The organism is Pseudomonas sp. LS2P72 (genome assembly GCF_054897865.1).
The window spans coordinates 5,498,722-5,516,213 of record NZ_CM142708.1 but is presented as its reverse complement, the minus strand read 5'-3'; the positions used below and the strand labels follow the sequence as shown (position 1 = coordinate 5,516,213).

The 17,492-nt window shown below is 59.9% G+C and carries 16 protein-coding genes and 1 pseudogene; 4 read left to right on the top strand and 13 right to left on the bottom strand.

Annotation, left to right across the window (positions count from 1 at the left end):
• Positions 1–20 precede the first annotated feature (20 nt).
• The 6 genes from ACYZUA_RS25455 to ACYZUA_RS25430 are packed head-to-tail and all read right to left on the bottom strand — an operon-like array spanning position 21 to position 6,737.
• A complete protein-coding gene (locus ACYZUA_RS25455; RefSeq protein ID WP_461961078.1) occupies positions 21–1,352 on the bottom strand; it encodes a DUF58 domain-containing protein in 1,332 nt (443 codons plus the stop codon).
• On the bottom strand, positions 1,349–2,350 hold the full coding sequence (locus ACYZUA_RS25450) for an AAA family ATPase (RefSeq protein ID WP_283181469.1): 1,002 nt from the start codon (positions 2,348–2,350) through the stop codon (positions 1,349–1,351). Before ACYZUA_RS25450 ends, ACYZUA_RS25455 begins: the two co-directional genes overlap by 4 nt.
• Positions 2,347–3,510: a DUF4350 domain-containing protein gene (locus ACYZUA_RS25445; RefSeq protein ID WP_461961077.1), complete on the bottom strand. Its 1,164-nt coding sequence runs from the start codon at positions 3,508–3,510 to the stop codon at positions 2,347–2,349. The genes ACYZUA_RS25450 and ACYZUA_RS25445 overlap by 4 nt, the downstream gene beginning before the upstream one ends.
• Positions 3,507–5,051 carry a DUF4129 domain-containing protein gene (locus ACYZUA_RS25440; RefSeq protein ID WP_461961076.1) on the bottom strand — a complete coding sequence of 515 codons (1,545 nt, stop codon included), beginning with the start codon at positions 5,049–5,051 and terminating at the stop codon, positions 3,507–3,509. Before ACYZUA_RS25440 ends, ACYZUA_RS25445 begins: the two co-directional genes overlap by 4 nt.
• Positions 5,038–6,015, bottom strand: coding sequence for a stage II sporulation protein M (locus ACYZUA_RS25435; protein WP_461961075.1), 978 nt, complete (start codon positions 6,013–6,015; stop codon positions 5,038–5,040). The genes ACYZUA_RS25440 and ACYZUA_RS25435 overlap by 14 nt, the downstream gene beginning before the upstream one ends.
• Positions 6,012–6,737 carry an RDD family protein gene (locus ACYZUA_RS25430; protein ID WP_461961074.1) on the bottom strand — a complete coding sequence of 242 codons (726 nt, stop codon included), beginning with the start codon at positions 6,735–6,737 and terminating at the stop codon, positions 6,012–6,014. Before ACYZUA_RS25430 ends, ACYZUA_RS25435 begins: the two co-directional genes overlap by 4 nt.
• Positions 6,738–6,920: 183 nt before the next feature.
• Between ACYZUA_RS25430 and sbcB the strand changes: the two genes are divergently transcribed.
• The gene (gene sbcB / locus ACYZUA_RS25425; protein ID WP_461961073.1) at positions 6,921–8,351 is read left to right on the top strand and encodes an exodeoxyribonuclease I; all 1,431 of its coding nucleotides are present in this window, start codon (positions 6,921–6,923) and stop codon (positions 8,349–8,351) included.
• A gap of 100 nt (positions 8,352–8,451) precedes the next feature.
• On the opposite strand, the gene mvaT is transcribed toward sbcB, so the two are convergent.
• Positions 8,452–8,829, bottom strand: a complete 378-nt coding sequence (mvaT, locus tag ACYZUA_RS25420) for a histone-like nucleoid-structuring protein MvaT (protein WP_007933316.1) — start codon at positions 8,827–8,829, stop codon at positions 8,452–8,454.
• A gap of 339 nt (positions 8,830–9,168) precedes the next feature.
• Between mvaT and purU the strand changes: the two genes are divergently transcribed.
• Positions 9,169–10,017, top strand: coding sequence for a formyltetrahydrofolate deformylase (gene purU / locus ACYZUA_RS25415; RefSeq protein WP_461961072.1), 849 nt, complete (start codon positions 9,169–9,171; stop codon positions 10,015–10,017).
• A gap of 86 nt (positions 10,018–10,103) precedes the next feature.
• Positions 10,104–10,280, top strand: a complete 177-nt coding sequence (locus ACYZUA_RS25410; RefSeq protein WP_461961071.1) for a hypothetical protein — start codon at positions 10,104–10,106, stop codon at positions 10,278–10,280.
• Here the strand turns inward: ACYZUA_RS25410 and ACYZUA_RS25405 are convergent.
• The 5 genes and pseudogenes from ACYZUA_RS25405 to ACYZUA_RS25385 all read right to left on the bottom strand — a co-directional run.
• Positions 10,267–11,262, bottom strand: coding sequence for a lysylphosphatidylglycerol synthase transmembrane domain-containing protein (locus ACYZUA_RS25405; protein WP_461961070.1), 996 nt, complete (start codon positions 11,260–11,262; stop codon positions 10,267–10,269). The two genes, ACYZUA_RS25410 and ACYZUA_RS25405, sit on opposite strands and share 14 nt — an antisense overlap.
• Positions 11,259–12,035, bottom strand: coding sequence for a DUF2334 domain-containing protein (locus tag ACYZUA_RS25400; protein WP_461961069.1), 777 nt, complete (start codon positions 12,033–12,035; stop codon positions 11,259–11,261). The genes ACYZUA_RS25405 and ACYZUA_RS25400 overlap by 4 nt, the downstream gene beginning before the upstream one ends.
• On the bottom strand, positions 12,028–13,149 hold the full coding sequence (locus tag ACYZUA_RS25395) for a glycosyltransferase family 4 protein (RefSeq protein ID WP_461961068.1): 1,122 nt from the start codon (positions 13,147–13,149) through the stop codon (positions 12,028–12,030). The genes ACYZUA_RS25400 and ACYZUA_RS25395 overlap by 8 nt, the downstream gene beginning before the upstream one ends.
• Before the next feature lie 191 nt (positions 13,150–13,340).
• Positions 13,341–14,105 (bottom strand): methyl-accepting chemotaxis protein, encoded by a 765-nt coding sequence (locus ACYZUA_RS25390; RefSeq protein ID WP_461964117.1) that lies wholly within the window; start codon positions 14,103–14,105, stop codon positions 13,341–13,343.
• Positions 14,106–14,246: 141 nt separating this feature from the next.
• Positions 14,247–15,086, bottom strand: a pseudogene (locus tag ACYZUA_RS25385) (HAMP domain-containing protein); the annotation flags it as partial.
• 333 nt (positions 15,087–15,419) lie between these two features.
• On the opposite strand from ACYZUA_RS25385, the gene ACYZUA_RS25380 reads away from it, so the two are divergent.
• Positions 15,420–16,907: a helicase HerA-like domain-containing protein gene (locus ACYZUA_RS25380; RefSeq protein WP_461961067.1), complete on the top strand. Its 1,488-nt coding sequence runs from the start codon at positions 15,420–15,422 to the stop codon at positions 16,905–16,907.
• Positions 16,908–17,014: 107 nt separating this feature from the next.
• Here ACYZUA_RS25380 and ACYZUA_RS25375 read toward each other — a convergent pair whose 3' ends face one another.
• Positions 17,015–17,470, bottom strand: a complete 456-nt coding sequence (locus tag ACYZUA_RS25375; RefSeq protein ID WP_461961066.1) for a DUF721 domain-containing protein — start codon at positions 17,468–17,470, stop codon at positions 17,015–17,017.
• Between the last annotated feature and the right edge of the window lie 22 nt (positions 17,471–17,492).

The window sequence follows — 17,492 nt, the reverse complement described above, 5'->3', positions numbered from 1 at the left end:
AGGTATTTTCAGTAAAGAGCCTAGAATGCTCCCGCTTTTTTCCAGGCCAGATAGCGCGTCACAATGTGGCTACCCAGCTCCCCGGGCCGAGCATCCACCACCGACACTCCATGAGCACTCAACCGCTCATGGAGCTCCGCCCGTTCATTCAAGTAATCCACCGTCCCGCAATAAGCCAGCGCCTCCGACAAAGTTTGCACCGGGGTGTGCCGCAGCGTATCGAGCACGTCTTCGCGCAGACTCGCCACCAGCACCCGATGCTGTTTGCTCAGGCGCTTGACCGCGGTCAGCAGTTCATCGTCGTCCTCATCCCGCAGATTGGTGACCAGCACCACCAGCGCCCGGCGTTTTTGGCGGGCCAGCAGTTGGCTGGCGGCGGCCTGGTAGTCGGCGGGGCGCTGGGTGTTGTTGAGGTCGTAAACGGTGTTGAGCAGGACTTTGAGTTGTTCAGTGCCTTTGACCGGGGCGAGGTAATGCGGTCGATCGCTGGCGAAGGTACTCAGGCCTACCGCATCGCCTTGGCGCAGGGCGATGTAGCTGAGCAACAGGCAGGCATTCAGTGCGTGATCGAAATGGGCGAGTTCGCCATCCTGGCTGCGCATCCGGCGGCCGCAATCGAGCATGAAAATGATTTGTTGATCGCGTTCGTCCTGGTATTCCCGGGCGATGGGCGTGCGTTGGCGGGCGGTGGCTTTCCAGTCGATCTGGCGCAGGCTGTCGCCTTCGCGGAATTCACGCAGCTGATGAAACTCCATACCCAGGCCGCGTCGCTGGCGTTGGCGCACGCCAAGTTGGCTGAGCCAGTTGTCCACCGCCAACAGTTGGCCGCCGTAGAGACGGGCGAAGTCGGGGTAGACGCGGGTGTTGTCGGCCACGTTGAGCAGGCGTTTGTCGGACCATAAACCCAATGGGCTCGGCAGGTTGAGTTCGCAGTGTTCGAAGGTGAAATGCCCGCGCTTGAGTGGGCGCAGGCGATAGCCGATCTGGCTGTGCTGGCCGGGTTGCAATTCGACCGACAGGGGCAGGTTTTCGAAGCTCAGACCTTCCGGTACATGGTCGAAAATCTCGATGTTCAGTGGCTGGTGAAAGTCATGCTCGATCTCCAGTCGTACTTCGCTCCATCGGCCGAGTGCAAGGCTGCCGGGCATCTGCCGTTGCAGGCGGGGCGAGGGCAGTCGTTTGAGACGGACGCCGTCGAGTATCGCCAAGGCCAGCAGCGCCAGCAGCAATCCCCAGTTGATCGACAACAGGCTCGAGGGAACCGCGAATTCCAATGCCCGCAACGCACCCAGTACGATGCCGATGGCTAGCAGCATTGCGAGCCAGATCAACAGCAGGCGCGAGGGTTTCACAGGCGGGGCGCCGGCACTTGATCGAGCAGTTGCTTGAGCACTTGATCGACATCCAGACCTTCGATGTCCAGTTCCGGCGCAATCCGCACCCGGTGACGCAACACCGCCAAGGCGCAGCCTTTGATGTCATCCGGGATCACAAACTCGCCACCACGCAACAACGCTCGGGCCCGAGCGCAGCGCACCAGAGCAATGGAAGCCCGAGGCCCGGCGCCGAGGATCAGGCCCGGCCAGTTGCGGGTGGTGCGGGCCAGGCGCACGGCGTAATCGAGGACCTGGTCGTCCAGCGGCAGATCGCTGGCGATGCGTTGCAAGGCCAACACGTCTTTGGCTTGCAACACGGTGCGCAGCGGTTGCACATCGAGCATGTCGGCCCGGGTCGAGCGGCTGACCTGGCGGACCATGTTCAATTCCTGCTCAGCGTCGGGGTAGTCCATGCGTACCTTGAGCATGAAGCGGTCGAGTTCGGCTTCCGGCAGCGGGTAAGTGCCTTCCTGTTCGATTGGGTTTTGCGTGGCGAGCACCATGAACGGTTGCACGATGGGCAGGGCGCGGCCTTCGAGGGTGACTTGCCGTTCCTGCATGGCTTCGAGCAGCGCGGCCTGGGTTTTCGCCGGGGCGCGGTTGATCTCGTCGGCCAGCAAAAGGTTGGTGAACAACGGACCTTTGCGCAGTTTGAATTGTTCGGTCTGCATGTCGTACACCGCATGTCCGGTGACATCGCTGGGCATTAAATCCGGAGTGAACTGGATACGTGCGAACTCGCCGCCGAAGCAGCGGGCGAGGGCGCGTACCAGCAACGTCTTGCCCAGTCCCGGAACGCCTTCGAGCAATACGTGGCCACCAGCAATCAGAGCGGTGAGGACGTCGTCGATCACTGTGTTCTGGCCGATCACGGCTTTCTGTAATTCGGTCCGTACCGCTTGGGCCAGTTGGCTGGCGCGCTGGCGTTGCTGCGCAGCGTGGCTCAGTGTGCCGGGCTCGATCTGTTCACTCATAAGGCGTTCCTCAAGGTTTGCAGGTGGGCGACCTGACGGCTGAATTCAGCGCTGGACAGCCGCTGCTTCGGTCGCGGGCTCATGGCCTGGCTGATAGCGCGTGTGGGTTGGCCGGTCAGGCGTGCGAGCACCAGCCATTGTTCGGCAACGCCGAGTTGTTCGAAACCGGGATGACGGCGCCGCACACGGCGCAAGATGTCGTGCTGCAAGGCTTGCAGCAGGTGCTGCTGACCGTTTCGGCGCAGCATGAAATCGGCGCTGGCGCGCAGGTGTTCCTGAAGTTGGCGACGGGCTCTCGGGGCCGGTTCCTGCAGCGGACCCTGGCGCACGCCGACGTGCCAGAAGCCAAGACCGATCAGGGCAAAAAGGGCGACCAATGCTTGAGGGAAATAGCGCAGGAGCAAGGTCAGCAGATTGTCGTGATCGGTATTGAACAGCAGGGTCACGTTCGTGTCCGCCGTCAGGTACCAGAGCAGCCAGGCGTTGTCGTACTGGTCGATGGCCGGGGTTTTCCACAGGTCGGCGTCGGTAACCACGGTGATCGAACCGAGCCCGTGGGTCAGTTGCATCATATGAGTGGCCTTGCCGCTGTTGGCCCAGGCTTGCGCGAGGTTTTTCGGGTCGTCGAGATGGAACGCGGTATCGAAACTGGCGTAGGCCGGCGCGTTTTCGTCTTCCAGATACAGCTTGGTCAGTTTGGGGTAAGGATTGTCGTCGATAGCGGGCGGCGGATCCTTGAGGTCTTTGCTCAGCGACTGGTGAATCTGCACCCGATCAAGCAACCGGTCATTGCTTTGGCCGGTCTTTTCATCCCACAACGACTGGGCGACAAACAAAAGACGCCCGCCGGCCCGGGTCCAGTTCAACAACTGATCGATCTGGCGCGGGGTCATGTTGTACCGGTCCCCGAGCAACAACAGACTGTGCTGATGGGGTTCGAGGGTTGGCAGGATGTCGAGGCTGTTGGCGTGGTTCACCGACAGTCCCTGTTTGCGCAGAAAATGCTCGGCAGCGAGGTAAGGATTGGCCTGGGCTTCGGGCGAGGGGCCGTGATCGATGTCTGCTTGATAGGGCGTTGCCTTGATGTACAGATAAACACCCAGCGCGATCACTAGCACGGCAATGAACACGCCGACCGCCAGCCAGCGTTGCCGGTTCAACGCAACGCTCCCGGGCCGAACAGGGCTCGCCAGCCGTCACAGAGTTCCCGTTGCACATGCGCGGGAGGCAGGCGATGTCCGTAGGCCATGTTCTGCCAGTGCCCGGTCAGGTTTTTACTGAAGGCCAGCAAGGCAGGTTGTTGCAGGTGTTCGATGCGCTCCAGGACCTGGCCTTCGGTGTCGGCGGGTTTCAGCGCCATGTTGAAGTCGTGCAGCAAGTGGCTGAGCAGACCGCGATAGAGCAATCCGAGGGCCTCGCGAGGATGGGTTTGCCAGAGGCGTTCGGCGCTGGCGGCGATGTCGGCGGGCAGGGTTTCACGGCTGAGGTCCAGGCCGAAAGCCTGTTGCGGTAATGGCCGCGCGACTTTGCTGTTCAAGGCCGGTCGACGGCTGACGAAGGCTTGCAACCAGTCACGGTAATGCCAGATCAATAAACCGATGGCACCGATCACGACACTCCACAGCACGGCTTCAATCAGCGTGGCCGCTGCGCCGAATCGTTGGTTGTCCAGAAGCTTGAGCAGCGCCTCCAGCCATTCGGTTGTTGGGTCATCGTCCGCCGTGTCGGTGGCGGGTTGGTCCTCGCCAAACCGATAGCGCGTGACCGATTCCTTGTTCTTGAACGGAGGCTGATCGAGGATCGCCTTAATGCTATCCCGGGACGCCTGACTGGTCAGTGGCTGGTCCAGCAGGCGTGGGCTGTCGGGTGAAATGATTGGCTCGGCGGCCCAGACGGTTTGCGCGGTCGGCATCAGCAGGAACGCCGCCAGCAGCAGGGTAACGGCGGCGCAGCTCAAGCGTTGGCGCATGCGGCGGAATACCAGCTCGATATCCCAGGCCTCCAGCACCGTGCGCCGATTCAGATAAAGGCTGAAACCGCAGGCGACATAAACCGGTTCCCAGACAATCAGCACCAGTGCATAAAAGGCATTGGTCAGGTGTTCCAGCCATCGCCAGTCTTGTGTAGCGGCGGTGATCAAGGTCTGCCAGTTCCAGTCGAGTTCGACCTGTTGGGGCAAGAACAGGTAGAACAACACCATCAGGCCGATCCAAAGCGCGGTTTCCAGATGCACGCCGATGATGGTCAGCCACCGCGCGGCACCGGCATTGCGCTGCAATAGCACCTGCAAACGCTGTTGTCGCGCTTGCCCACTCAGCCCTTCGAGTTGCACCACCGGCATCAGGAAACTGCGACTCAGGCTCAGGCGCCGCCAGGTCAGACTCGCCAGCAGTTGCGGTTGGAGCAGCCGCGGAAATTGGCGCAGCGCCTGTTTCAGGGTGGGTGTTTCGCCAAACATGGCATTGGACAGTATGTACAGCGGCAGGCGGTCGAACGCCGGTTTCAGCCACCAGAAAATGAACACGGCGAGGGAGGGCGAATCCCACAGCACCCAGCTGAGCAGGGCGAAAACCGGCAAGGTCACGATGGCCCAACTGGTCATCAGCAGGCGTCGATGTCGCTGGCTCAGCAGGACGCCCAGGTCCATGGCTTCCCAGGTGGTGCGCGGGCGGATCACTGCCGTGGCATCACTCAGGCGCATGGCGGGTCCGTCCGGCAAACAGCAGATAAGTCGCCACCAACAACCAGAGCCCTGCACCCACCAGGTATTTGGTCATTGGCGCGACCCCGACCGTGGACGACCAGTAAGCTTCGATAAACGCCGCAATCAGCAGAAACAGCATGACTCCGCAAATCAGCAGCACGCTTTTGCGTGCCGCCAGGCGCAACGCTTCGGAACGGGGCAGGCGTCCCGGCGCGATCAATGCCCAACCCAGTTGCAGGCCGGCGGCACCGGCCAGGGCGATGGCACTGAGTTCGAAGGCGCCGTGGCCAACCACGAATGACCAGAAGGTTTGCCCGTAGCCAATATGCGTCAGGTGCCCGGCCACCGCGCCGATCATCAAACCGTTGAAGAACAGGAAAAACGCGCTGCCCAGGCCAAACAGCAAACCGCTGGCGAAGGTCTGAAAGGCAATGCCGATGTTGTGCATGATGTAGTAACCGAACATCACCCAGTCTTCACTGGCCGCTCGTTCCGCCGAGCGCCCCAGGTGACCGGCCTCGGGGTCGTACATGCCTTGCATCTCGCTGACCTGCTCGGCCGGGATCAGGTTGTAGACCAGGTCGGGGAACAGATACACCAGCAGTGCGATGCCGATCAGGCTGCCAAAAAACATCAGGCCGGCGGCGAGCACGAAGCGCCACTGTTGGCGCACCAGTCGCGGGAAGTCAGCCAGGATGAAACCCAGTACGTTGCCAGCCAGTCGACTGCGGTGGCGATAAAGCTGTTGATGCCCGCGCAGCACTTGTTGCTGTAACGAGTCGATCAGAAAGCTGCTGTAACCACGTTCCTGGGCCAGCGCCAGATGCTGGCAGAGACGACGATAATCGCTGGGGAAAGCGGCGACTCGCTCTGCTTCCTTGCCTTGCTCCAGCTGTTCAAGCACGAGAGAAAATTGCTCCCATTCGGCCTTGTGGCGAGTTTCGAAAAGGCTTTGCTTCATGTGGGGCCCAACAAGCCGCGGGCGATGCCATTGAGTTCGTCCACGGCCCCTGGCGCCGACACCTGCAACGGTTGCGCGAGTATGGCCGCCAGCTCTTTGACTCGTGCTTCAGAGAGTTCACCCTGACGCTCGGCAAACCCGAGGATGGCGCGCTGTTCGGTCAGCGTCAGCGCAAAGGCCGGGCGCCGCGGCTGGACGGCGGGCAGTTGTGGTCGGGCGAGCGGTTGTTCGCGGTAGATCACCAGCGTGCCGGCGGCCAGATCGCCGAGGCGTTTGAAGGTGGGATGTTGCAGGCAACTGATGGCCCCGAGGAAATAGCCGAATGGCAACATGTCGACAAATCGCAGCAGGTTGCGCAGCAGCGAAGCCGACCAGCCGATCGGCGTGCCATCGTCCTGCACCACCCGCAGGCCCATCCATTGCTTGCCTGGCGAACGGCCCTGATTGAGCACTTCGAACAGCACCATGTACCACCAGCTCACCACGAACAGCAGAATTGAGCCGAGCCCCGCGCCGAGTTTGCCGAGGAACGCCAGGACAATAAACAGCAGGCCAACGATCAACCCGCGCAATCCGAGGTCGATGGAGAACGCGAGCGCACGGGCCATCAACCCGGCCGGGCGCAGTGGCAGGTCGATGCCTTCCGGCGTTTCGATTTGATACCGCGTATCCAGTGGCGGGGACAGCGTCGCTTTCCTTGGCAGTGCTGTGGTCTCGAGCATGGGCAACCTTGATGTGGCCTGTTCGGGATTCGATGTCCGTCCGATGCTAGCAGCCTCTCGGGGGAAAACGACATAACTATGTAGTGCACGGCAAGTGGCCGGAGGTGATTGAATGACGAGATTACTGGCCGGGGCGGGATGTGAACGCCTAGACTTCGCCGATCTTCAGTTCAGGAATAGCCCGTGACCTCTATCTTCTGGTACGACTATGAAACCACTGGCATCAACCCCCGTTGCGACCGCCCGCTGCAAATGGCGGGGATTCGCACTGACTTCGATCTCAATGAAATAGACGAGCCGGTCAACCTTTACTGCCAGCCCAGTGAAGACATCCTGCCCCATCCGGCAGCCTGCGTGATCACGGGTATTACGCCCGGCCGGTTGGCCGAGCAAGGCTTGAGCGAAGCCGATTTCATGACCCGGGTGCACACCCAACTCGCTGCGCCCGGCACGTGTGGGGCGGGGTACAACACGCTGCGTTTCGATGACGAGATGACCCGTTACAGTCTTTACCGAAACTTTTTCGACCCTTACGCGCGCGAGTGGCAGGGCGGTAATAGCCGCTGGGACCTGATCGATGTGGTGCGTGCAGCCTTTGCCTTGCGCCCTGACGGCATCGTTTGGCCGACGGACGACGAGGGGCGGACAACGCTCAAACTCGAACGCCTGACCGCCGCCAATGGCATTGATCACGGAAATGCTCACGAAGCGCTATCGGACGTTCGCGCCACCATCGCCCTGGCGCGCCTGATCCGGGAAAAGCAGCCGAAGTTGTATGACTGGTTGTTTCAGTTGCGCGGCAAACAAAAGGTGATGGATCAGATTCGACTGTTGCAGCCAATGGTGCACATCTCCGGGCGCTTTTCAGCGGCGCGCAATTATGTCGGTGTGGTGTTGCCCTTGGCCTGGCACCCGCGCAACAAGAACGCCTTGATTGTCTGTGACCTGCACCTGGACCCTCAGGGCTTGCTCGATCTTGATGCCGACACCTTGCGCCAACGGCTATATACCCGCCGTGATGACTTGGCCGAGGGCGAGTTGCCGGTGCCGCTCAAACTTATCCACATCAATAAATGCCCGGTGGTGGCGCCGTTGTCGGTACTTCGCACTGAAGATCAGCAACGTTTGGGTCTGGATATGTCGCTCTACCAAGAGCGCGCGCTGCGGCTAAGTGACGCACAAACAGTTTGGCGAAATAAAATTCAGGCGATTTACGCCCGCGAAGATTTCACCTCGAGCCAAGACCCTGAGCAACAGTTATACGATGGTTTTATCGGTGATCGGGATCGACGTCTTTGTGAGCAAGTCAGAGCTGCCGACCCGGCTCAATTAGCGCAACAACAATGGCCTTTCGATGACGAACGATTGCCGGAATTATTGTTTCGATATCGCGCACGCAACTTCCCCGATACGTTGAGTTTCGAAGAGCAAGAACGCTGGCGAATATTCTGTCAGCAACGTTTGTCAGCCCCCGAGTGGGGAGCGCCCAATACGCTGGAAACTTTTGTAGAAGCCGCAGCTCAATGGAGCATTAGTGCTACATCGTTTCAGCGAGAGGTGCTGAATGAATGGCAGAATCATGTTCAGGCATTACGCAAACGTTTGAATCTTTGAAATCGAAAATGTTCGGGTGCTGAATCCCGGGCATAAAAAAACGCCAGCAGATGCTGGCGTTCTTTTTTGTCGCGGATGAGTCAGCGACAAGCTCTGCGACTTAGCCCAGCAGGGTAGCCCAGCCTTCAACCACGTCACCGCCCCACTTGGCTTTCCACTCTTTCAGAGTTTTGTGGTTGCCACCTTTGGTTTCGATGACTTCGCCGTTGTGCGGGTTTTTGTATTGCTTAACTTTGCGAGCACGCTTGGTGCCAGTAGTTTTTACTGCGCCGCCGCGTGGTGCTTTGGTTTTGGACTCTGGATCCAATAGCGCAATGATGTCACGCAGAGACTTGGAGTACTCGCCCATCAGGGTGCGCAGTTTGCCTTCGAATTCCAGCTCGGTTTGCAGTTTGTCGTCTTGGGACAGGTTCTTCAAACGGGCTTGCAGCTCTTTGATAGCTTCTTCGGTGGCGCGATATTCGTTGATCAAGGACATGAGGACTACCTTATGTTGGGGCGCTGGATGGCAGGTGACAGTGCGGCAATAATAGTCAGGGTGTTTCATCAAGTAAACATTTAACCGAAGTTTTATTTAAATTAGTTACGGTGAATAGGCATAAATTGCCGGTGTAGTTAAATAGTGTGATGCAGTCATCACGAATATTCACAATTGAGCACTTGAAGATGGGCAACAGGAACACCATCGCGCGGGTTTTCGGTGCTGCCAGAACCTGTTCCGCTTACCTTTGTGTCGGGCCAAACGTCATCAATACTGCAGTTTTGCTGCGCAATGGCTAGAATGGCCGCCTTTGCGAAGTTCTGGAGTTTGACCCTCATGCGCACTTTTCGGCTGGTGATTGCTTGCCCGGACCGCGTCGGCATCGTTGCTAAAGTCAGTAACTTTCTGGCGTCACATAACGGCTGGATCACTGAAGCGAGCCATCACTCGGACAATCTCAGTGGCTGGTTCTTCATGCGTCACGAAATTCGTGCCGATTCGCTGCCCTTCGGTATCGATGCCTTTCGCGAAGCGTTTGCACCGATTGCCGAAGCGTTCTCGATGAACTGGCGCATCACCGATACCGAGCAGAAAAAGCGCGTGGTACTGATGGCCAGTCGCGAGTCTCACTGCCTCGCCGACTTGTTGCACCGCTGGCACAGTGATGAGCTGGATTGCGAAATTTCCTGCGTTATTTCCAACCATGACGACTTGCGCAGCATGGTCGAGTGGCACGGAATTCCGTATTACCACGTACCGGTCAATCCGCAGGATAAAGAGCCAGCATTCGCCGAGGTCTCGCGCCTGGTCAAACAGCACGATGCCGAAGTAGTCGTACTTGCCCGCTACATGCAAATCCTGCCGCCCGAGTTGTGCCGCGAATATGCTCACAAGGTCATCAACATTCACCACAGCTTCCTGCCGTCGTTCGTCGGTGCCAAGCCGTATCACCAGGCCTCGATGCGTGGCGTGAAGTTGATCGGCGCTACTTGCCACTACGTGACCGAAGAGCTGGATGCCGGTCCGATCATCGAACAGGACGTCGTTCGCGTCAGCCACAGTGACAGCATCGACGACATGGTGCGTTTCGGTCGGGACGTCGAGAAGATGGTACTGGCCCGTGGTCTGCGTTATCACCTGGAAGATCGGGTGCTGGTGCACGGCAACAAAACCGTCGTGTTCTGATAGCCATTCAACACGGTTGAAATTCGAAGGGCCTGGGCGTTCAATCGCTTCAGGCCCTTCGCCGTTTCTGCACTGAGGACATGACCATGGCCGACCCACTCGACAAAGCGACATCCAAGGCTCCCGCCACGTTGGGCGAAGGGTGTTTGAGTCGTTACGACCCGGATGACATGAACCCCGAAGACGGCACGGAGTTTCCCGGTGCCGCCGAGTTGTGGGAACAGTTGCAGCAAGAACCCGACGACAAAGCTACGCCTGCTTGAACTTCATCAACTTCTTCAGCAGCGGCCGCCCGAGCATCAGCAAAAACACCGGGCCACCCACCAGCAAATAGAAGTAATAGGTCACCGCCCGCCAGATCAGAATCGCCGCCGCCGCGGTGGATTTTCCCACCATCGGCGCCAGCAGCGCCGCCGACGTCAACTCCGCCGCCCCGGCACCGCCCGGCAACAGGCTGAATTGCCCCGCACTTAGCGAAAGCATCTGGATCAGAAAGCTCCAGGCCCACTGCAAATCCGCCCCGAGCCCACGCAACGCCAGATACAGCACGCTATAGCGCAAGATCCAATGCAGGCACGTCAGGGCAAACACCGTGATGAGCGTCTGAAAGGGCAGCTTCAATGTGTCCGTGAATGCCGCCAGAAAGTGCAGGAGTTTTCGCGCCCAGCGCAGGCGCGTGGTGGCTTTGACATTCAAACGAGCGAGCAACCGACCGCACAGACGAATCAGCATTCGATGGTAGCGGGCGACCACGACGCAACTGAACAACCCGCCGAACATCGAAATGGCGCTGACGGTCAGCAGCCATTCCATGCGTTGGCTGAGGTGCTGGAACAACGCGTAAATCAGGATCCCGCTCAGCGCGCAGAGAAAAAACAGCAAATCGCTCAGCTGATCCATGGCAAACACGGCGCTGCCCCTGGCAGGACGCACGCCATTGCGCGCCAACAACGCCATGATCGTCAGCGGACCGCCGCTGCCGCCCGGTGTTGCGCAATAAGCGAATTCGGCGGCCATCACCACCCCGAGGCTTTTTAGCGGGCCCACCTTGTCGCGCTGATCCCCGAGCAACAGGCGCAAGCGCATCGTGTTCAGCACCCAGCACAACAGGATCATGCCGAACATGATCAGCAGCCAGTTCAGCGGAAAGCTTTGCAGTCGATACCAGGTTTCGTTACCGCCCAGCAGCGACGGAATCAGCACCGCAGCGAGCAGTGCGACGAGCAGCAGAATCCCGCGACTCATGCGGCGCGACCCATACGGTCGCTTTGCAGCGCCAGCCAGCGTGCCTTGGTCATCGGCACACGTCCCTCGTCGAGCAAGCGCTTGAGGGTTTGCAACCAGTAAGTGCGCGAGAACCCATGGCGCATATCCACCGGGTGCAAGCCAAGACGGATCACCGGTGCTTGCTGCCAGCGTTGTTCGCGTTGATCACTGACTAGCTTCGACAACCCCCGGCGCCAGGCACTGCGCGCACTCCAGACCAGCCCCGGCGCGTCGACCGCGGTAAAGTCCGGCAGACGATACAGATGCTGCGGATCGCTGGTGTAACTCAGGGGTAACTGGCGCAAGGCCTGGCGCGTCCCTTCGCTCATCAACCAGGCCGGGGCGACGAAACCCTCCAGCGGCCAGTGATAACGGTGGAACACTTCGATGCCGGCGCGCAGGCGGGCGAGGGCGGCTGCTTGAGACAGGCTGTAAAACTCGCCTTCGTGGGTGTAGATCCGGCGCATGAACCAGTCTCGTGGCGTAGTGGGAGTGGGCGCTTCATCGCAATGAAAGTAACCGTGCAATGCCAGTTCGTCACCTCGTGCGATACGACGGGTGAGCAAACGTCGAAATCCCGGATGCTCCTCCAGATCGTTGTGCTTGTGGAAATTGGGCACCACCAGCCAGGTCATCGGCACCTCGCCCAAGGCGTCGACGGCGTCGACAAAGGGTTGATAATCGGCCCAGGTTTGCGGTGCGACGTCGTGCAGCACGAGTAACAGGCTGGGCGGGTTCATGGGCTCAACCATTGGCGGTCAGCGGCAAGTGGCTGCCAAGTACGGCGCGATAATGCCCCAGCAGGCTGTTGACCACCGTGTCCCAGGAGTAATGCCGCTCGACATGGCTGCGGGCCTGTTTGCCCAAAACCACGCTGCCCGAGCTGAACAGCTCGCGTACGGCGCTGGCCATCGCCGATGGATTATTCGGCGGGCAGAGCAGGCCGCATTGATCGGTGATGATTTCCTGAAAGGCCCCGGCCGCCACGGCCACCACCGGAATGCCGCTGGCCATGGCTTCAAGAACCACCAGGCCGAATGTTTCCTGATCACCGGCGTGCAGCAGCGCATCGGCGCTGGCCATCAATCGCGCCACGTGTGCCGCCGGACAGAACTCACCGATCACGGTAACGTTGTCGGGCACTGCGGCCGGCATCGACGAACCTACCAGCAGCAGGTGATAGCGTGGGCCCAGGCGTTTCATGCAGTCGAGCAGCACCGGCAGGTTTTTTTCCTTGGAGCCGCGCCCGGCGAAGATCAGCAAATGAGTGTTTTCATCAATGCCCAATTCGGCCCGCAGGCCCGTGTCTCGTGCCATGGGATTGAAGGTTTGCAAGTCGACGCCCAGCGGTTGCACGAAAACGTTCTTCACCCCCAGCCCGATCAATTTGTTGGCCATGACCTGGCTTGGCGCCAGAACCCGATCGAAGTTGCCATAGAGCTTGCTGACATAGGCTTCGACGTTGGTGGTGACCCAGTTGCCCATGCGATTGCTGACCAGCAGCGGCAGGTCCGAATGATAAAAGCCGATCACAGGAACATCGAGTTGCCGCCGGGCGTCGAGGGCCGCCCAAGCGGTGAGGTAGGGGTCGCCGACCTCGATCAGGTCGGGTTGTAAGTCCTGCAGAACATTGCGCCATGGCGCGAGACGGAGAGGAAAACGATAACCCTTGCCGAAGGGCAGGGCGGGGGCCGGAACCGTGTAAACGCCATCCCGTTCACTGAAGTAAGCCCCAGGGATCAGCAGACTGTGGCGAATGCCCGGCTTGATGCTCAGGCGACGGTGCTTTGCATCCAGATAAGTGCGCACGCCACCGCTGGCAGGGGCGTAGAACATGGTTATGTCAGCGATATGCACGATGAACATCCCTCCGGTCCGTTGGGCTCCCTAGGTTGACCTTTATGAAGGATAGATGTTCGGTTGGGGTTTTGTGGCGGGGCGGCGGCGAGGTTTTTGCGGTGTGTTACAGACCGCCATCGCGGGCAAGCCATGCTCCTACAGGGTTTAGCGTGAACCTGTAGGAGCATGGCTTGCCCGCGATGAGGCCAGTTCAGACATTAAATACGGAAACTGCCTACCAACTGTTTAAGCCGCGCCGCCTGCTGCTCAAGATCCGAACACGCCCGCAACGTCGACTGCAGGTTTTCCACCCCTTCCTGATTCAGTGTGTTGATCTCGGTAATGTCGACGTTGATCGACTCCACCACCGCCGTCTGTTCCTCGGTCGCCGTGGCCACCGACTGGTTCATCCCGTCAATCTCGCCAATACGCAACGTCACGCTGTTCAACCGCTCGCCGGCCAGGTTGGCGATTTCGACGCTGTCCTGACTGTGGCGCTGGCTGTCGCTCATGGTGCTGACGGATTCGCGGGCGCCGACTTGCAGCTCCTCGATCATGGTCTGCACTTGTTGCGCCGATTCTTGAGTGCGATGCGCCAGGTTGCGCACTTCATCGGCCACCACGGCAAAACCACGCCCGGCTTCACCGGCGCGCGCCGCTTCGATGGCTGCGTTGAGCGCCAGCAGGTTGGTTTGCTGGGAGATGCTGGTGATCACTTCGAGAATCTGCCCGATGTTCACGGTTTTGCTGTTCAGCGATTCGATGTTGGTGCTCGAGGCGCTGAGCATGCTCGACAGTTGATTCATCGCGGCAATGCTGCGGTCCACCACTTGCTGGCCGTCTTCGGCCAGGCTGCGGGCATCGCTGGCCTGACTCGATGCTTGTGCTGCGTTGCGGGCGATTTCCTGAGCGGCGGCGCCGAGCTGGTTGATCGCCGCGGCCACGCTGCTGGTGCGCGAAGCCTGTTGGTCGGAGTTGAACATCGACGAGTTCGAGGCGGCCACTACACGCAGAGCTACTTCGTTGACTTGCCCGGTGGCCGACGACACTTCGCGGATCGAACCGTGAATGCGTTCCACGAAGCGGTTGAACGCGGTACCGAGAACGCCGAATTCATCGTTGTTCACGATGGTCAGGCGTTTGGTCAGGTCGCCTTCGCCGTCGGCGATGTCCGCCATGGCGCGGGTCATGACGTGCAGCGGCTGGATCAGGATGCGGATCAGCATGCCCAGCAGAGCGATGATGATGGCCACGGCAATGACCGTCGCAACGACCGCCGAGGCGCGGAATTCGCTGAGCATCGAGAAGGCTTTGTCTTTATCCACCGACAGGCCGATGTACCAGTTGACCGATGGCAGGCCTTTGATCGGGGTGAAGGTGACGATGCGGGTTTTGCCGTCGACTTCCACTTCACTGAAGTCGCTGCTCAGGCGCGGGGTGTTTTTCGGGTACGCCTCGCTCAGGGACTTCATCACCAGCGCTTTGTCCGGGTGGACCAGAATCTTGCCGTCGGCGCTGACAAGGAACGCGTAACCCATGCCGTTGAAGTCGCGGGCGCTGAGGGTGTCGATCAGGGTTTGCAGGCTCAGGTCGCCGCCCACCACACCCACGCTTTGCCCGGCCTTTTTCGAGGCAGTGGCGATCGAGATGATGGTCTGGCCGGTGGCTGCGTCGATGTAGGGTTCGGTCAGGGTGGCGGTGCTGCTGCTTTCGGCGCCTTTGTACCAAGGGCGAACCCGAGGGTCGAAGCCGTCGGGCATCTTCGCATCCGGGCGGATGGTGAAGTGGCCGGTGGCGTCGCCCAGGTAGGACGCCATGAAGGTCGACGTCAGGGCTTTCTGCTCAAGCAGGCTGGAGACGGTGGCCTGTTCGGGGTTGATGGCGATGTTCTGGGCGAGGTTGTCGATCAGCAGGATACGACCGGCGAGCCAGGTCTGGATGTTGTTGGCGGTGACGTCTCCCATCTCATTGAGGTAGTTATCCAGGTCTTCGCGAATGGCGTTGCGCTGCAAATAGTCGTTGTACAGCGTGAACGAGGCGAAGGCGGCAATGACGATGAGGGCGGCTGCAAGCAGGATTTTATGGCTGAAGCGCAGATTTTTGTTCATGGCTCGGGGTGTCCGCTAAGGTCTTATTGTTCGGGGCGCGTTGCTGTTAATGCGCGCAAAATGAGTGCGCAATGGAGCGAGTCGGTAATTCCTGCTCTCCATAGGGGAATGTCGGACCTTGCTTTCAATTGGGTCTCTCGCTTATTTCTATCGGCCGTGAAGGATCAAAGATTAACCATGGGGGACAAAATGCCTGACTCATTGCAACTCGTTATCGGTGCCGACCTCGCCGGGCAGCCCATTGCCCAGGCCATGCGTCTGGCGAACCGTCATGGTTTGGTCGCGGGCGCTACCGGGACGGGCAAAACCGTCACTTTGCAACGGATGGCCGAAGCATTCAGCGATGCCGGCGTGGCGGTGTTCGCCGCCGATATCAAGGGTGACCTGTGTGGTCTGGGCGCCGCCGGCAACCCTCAAGGCAAAGTCGCCGAGCGGATCGCCGGGATGCCTTGGCTGAACCACACGCCTCAAGCGTATCCGGTGACCCTGTGGGACATTCACGGTCAGTCCGGTCATCCGTTGCGCACAACCTTGAGCGAAATGGGGCCGTTATTGATTGGCAGCCTGCTGGAGCTGACTGACAGTCAACAGTCAGCGCTGTACGCCGCGTTCAAGGTGGCGGACCGTGAAGGGCTGTTGCTGCTGGACCTCAAGGACCTGAAGGCACTGCTCAATCACCTGCGTGACAACCCCGAATTGCTGGGCGATGACGCCGCGCTGCTGACCACCGGTTCCAGTCAGGCGCTGTTGCGGCGTCTGGCGACCCTGGAACAGCAGGGCGCCGAGGCATTGTTCGGTGAGCCGGCGCTGCAACTCGAAGACATTTTGCAGCCGACCGCCGAGGGCCGCGGGCGCATTCATTTGCTCGATGCCAGCCGTCTGGTGCACGAAGCGCCGAAGGTCTACGCGACGTTCCTGTTGTGGCTGTTGGCCGAACTGTTCGAGCAATTGCCAGAGCGCGGCGATTCGGACAAACCGCTGCTGGCGCTGTTTTTCGACGAAGCGCATTTATTGTTCGCCGGTACGCCAAAGGCGTTGCAGGATCGTCTTGAGCAAGTGGTGCGGTTGATTCGCTCGAAAGGCGTTGGCGTGTATTTCGTCACCCAATCGCCGGGCGACTTGCCGGATGACGTGCTGGCTCAGCTCGGTTTGCGCATTCAGCATGGTTTGCGCGCGTTCACCGCCAAGGAGCAGAAATCCCTGCGAGCAGTGGCCGAGGGCTTCCGGCCGAACCCGGCATTCGATGCCTTGTCGGTGCTGACCGAGCTTGGAATTGGCGAGGCGCTGGTCGGCACGTTGCAGGAAAAAGGTACGCCGGAGATCGTCCAGCGGGTGTTGGTTGCGCCGCCGCAATCGCGGATCGGGCCGTTGAGCGAGACTGAACGCACAGTGCTGATCTCGGGGTCGCCATTCAAGGGGCGGTATGACAAACCCGTTGATCGCGAATCGGCTTATGAAGTGTTGATGGGGCGCAAAGGGTTGGCGCCAGAGCCTGACGCTGCTGCGGGCAAACCTGCAGCCGAAGAGCCAAGCTTCACCGACAAGGCCGGGGAATTCCTCGGCACCGCGGCGGGGCAGGCACTGAAATCAGCGATGCGCCAGGCAGCCAATCAATTGGGCCGACAGTTGGTACGCGGCTTGATGGGCTCGCTGCTCGGCGGCAGCAAACGCCGCTGAACCCTGTAGGAGCATGGCTTGCCCGCGATGAACGATAACGCGGTGTATCTGTTGCCCTGCGGCGCTTCTATCGCGGGCAAGCCATGCTCCTACAGAAATCGGTGATTTCAGGTCTTGGGTTTGGCGTGCGCCGCAAGGCGTTCCAGCGCCGCCCGCAGGTTCGGATCGCTGATCCCGTCGGCCGTGGCCTGAATGGTCGCGCCTGCATTGGTCGACAAGCTGATGGTATGGCCGGCCGCCCCTTGCTGAACCGTGGGCGGCTGAACCTTGAACAGAATCCGCGTCAGGCTGGCGAACTCGTCGAACATCTGTAATTGACGTTGCAGACGCTTTTGCTGATAACGCAGGCGGGTTGCCCAATGTCCGTCGGTCACTATCAGCAACAAACTGCCTTCGCGCCACGACGCCACATGGCAATGCTCGCGGGCGGCGGGCTGCAATTGGCTTTCCAGCAGACGTTGTAAATGACCCAGGCGTTGAGCGTGGCCGAAGATGGCTTTCAGCGGTTTGGCTTCGCGAAGCAGAACGGCGGGTGCTCTGGCCGTAAGAGGGCGAAATGCCATGATCAGACACCTGAAGTAACAG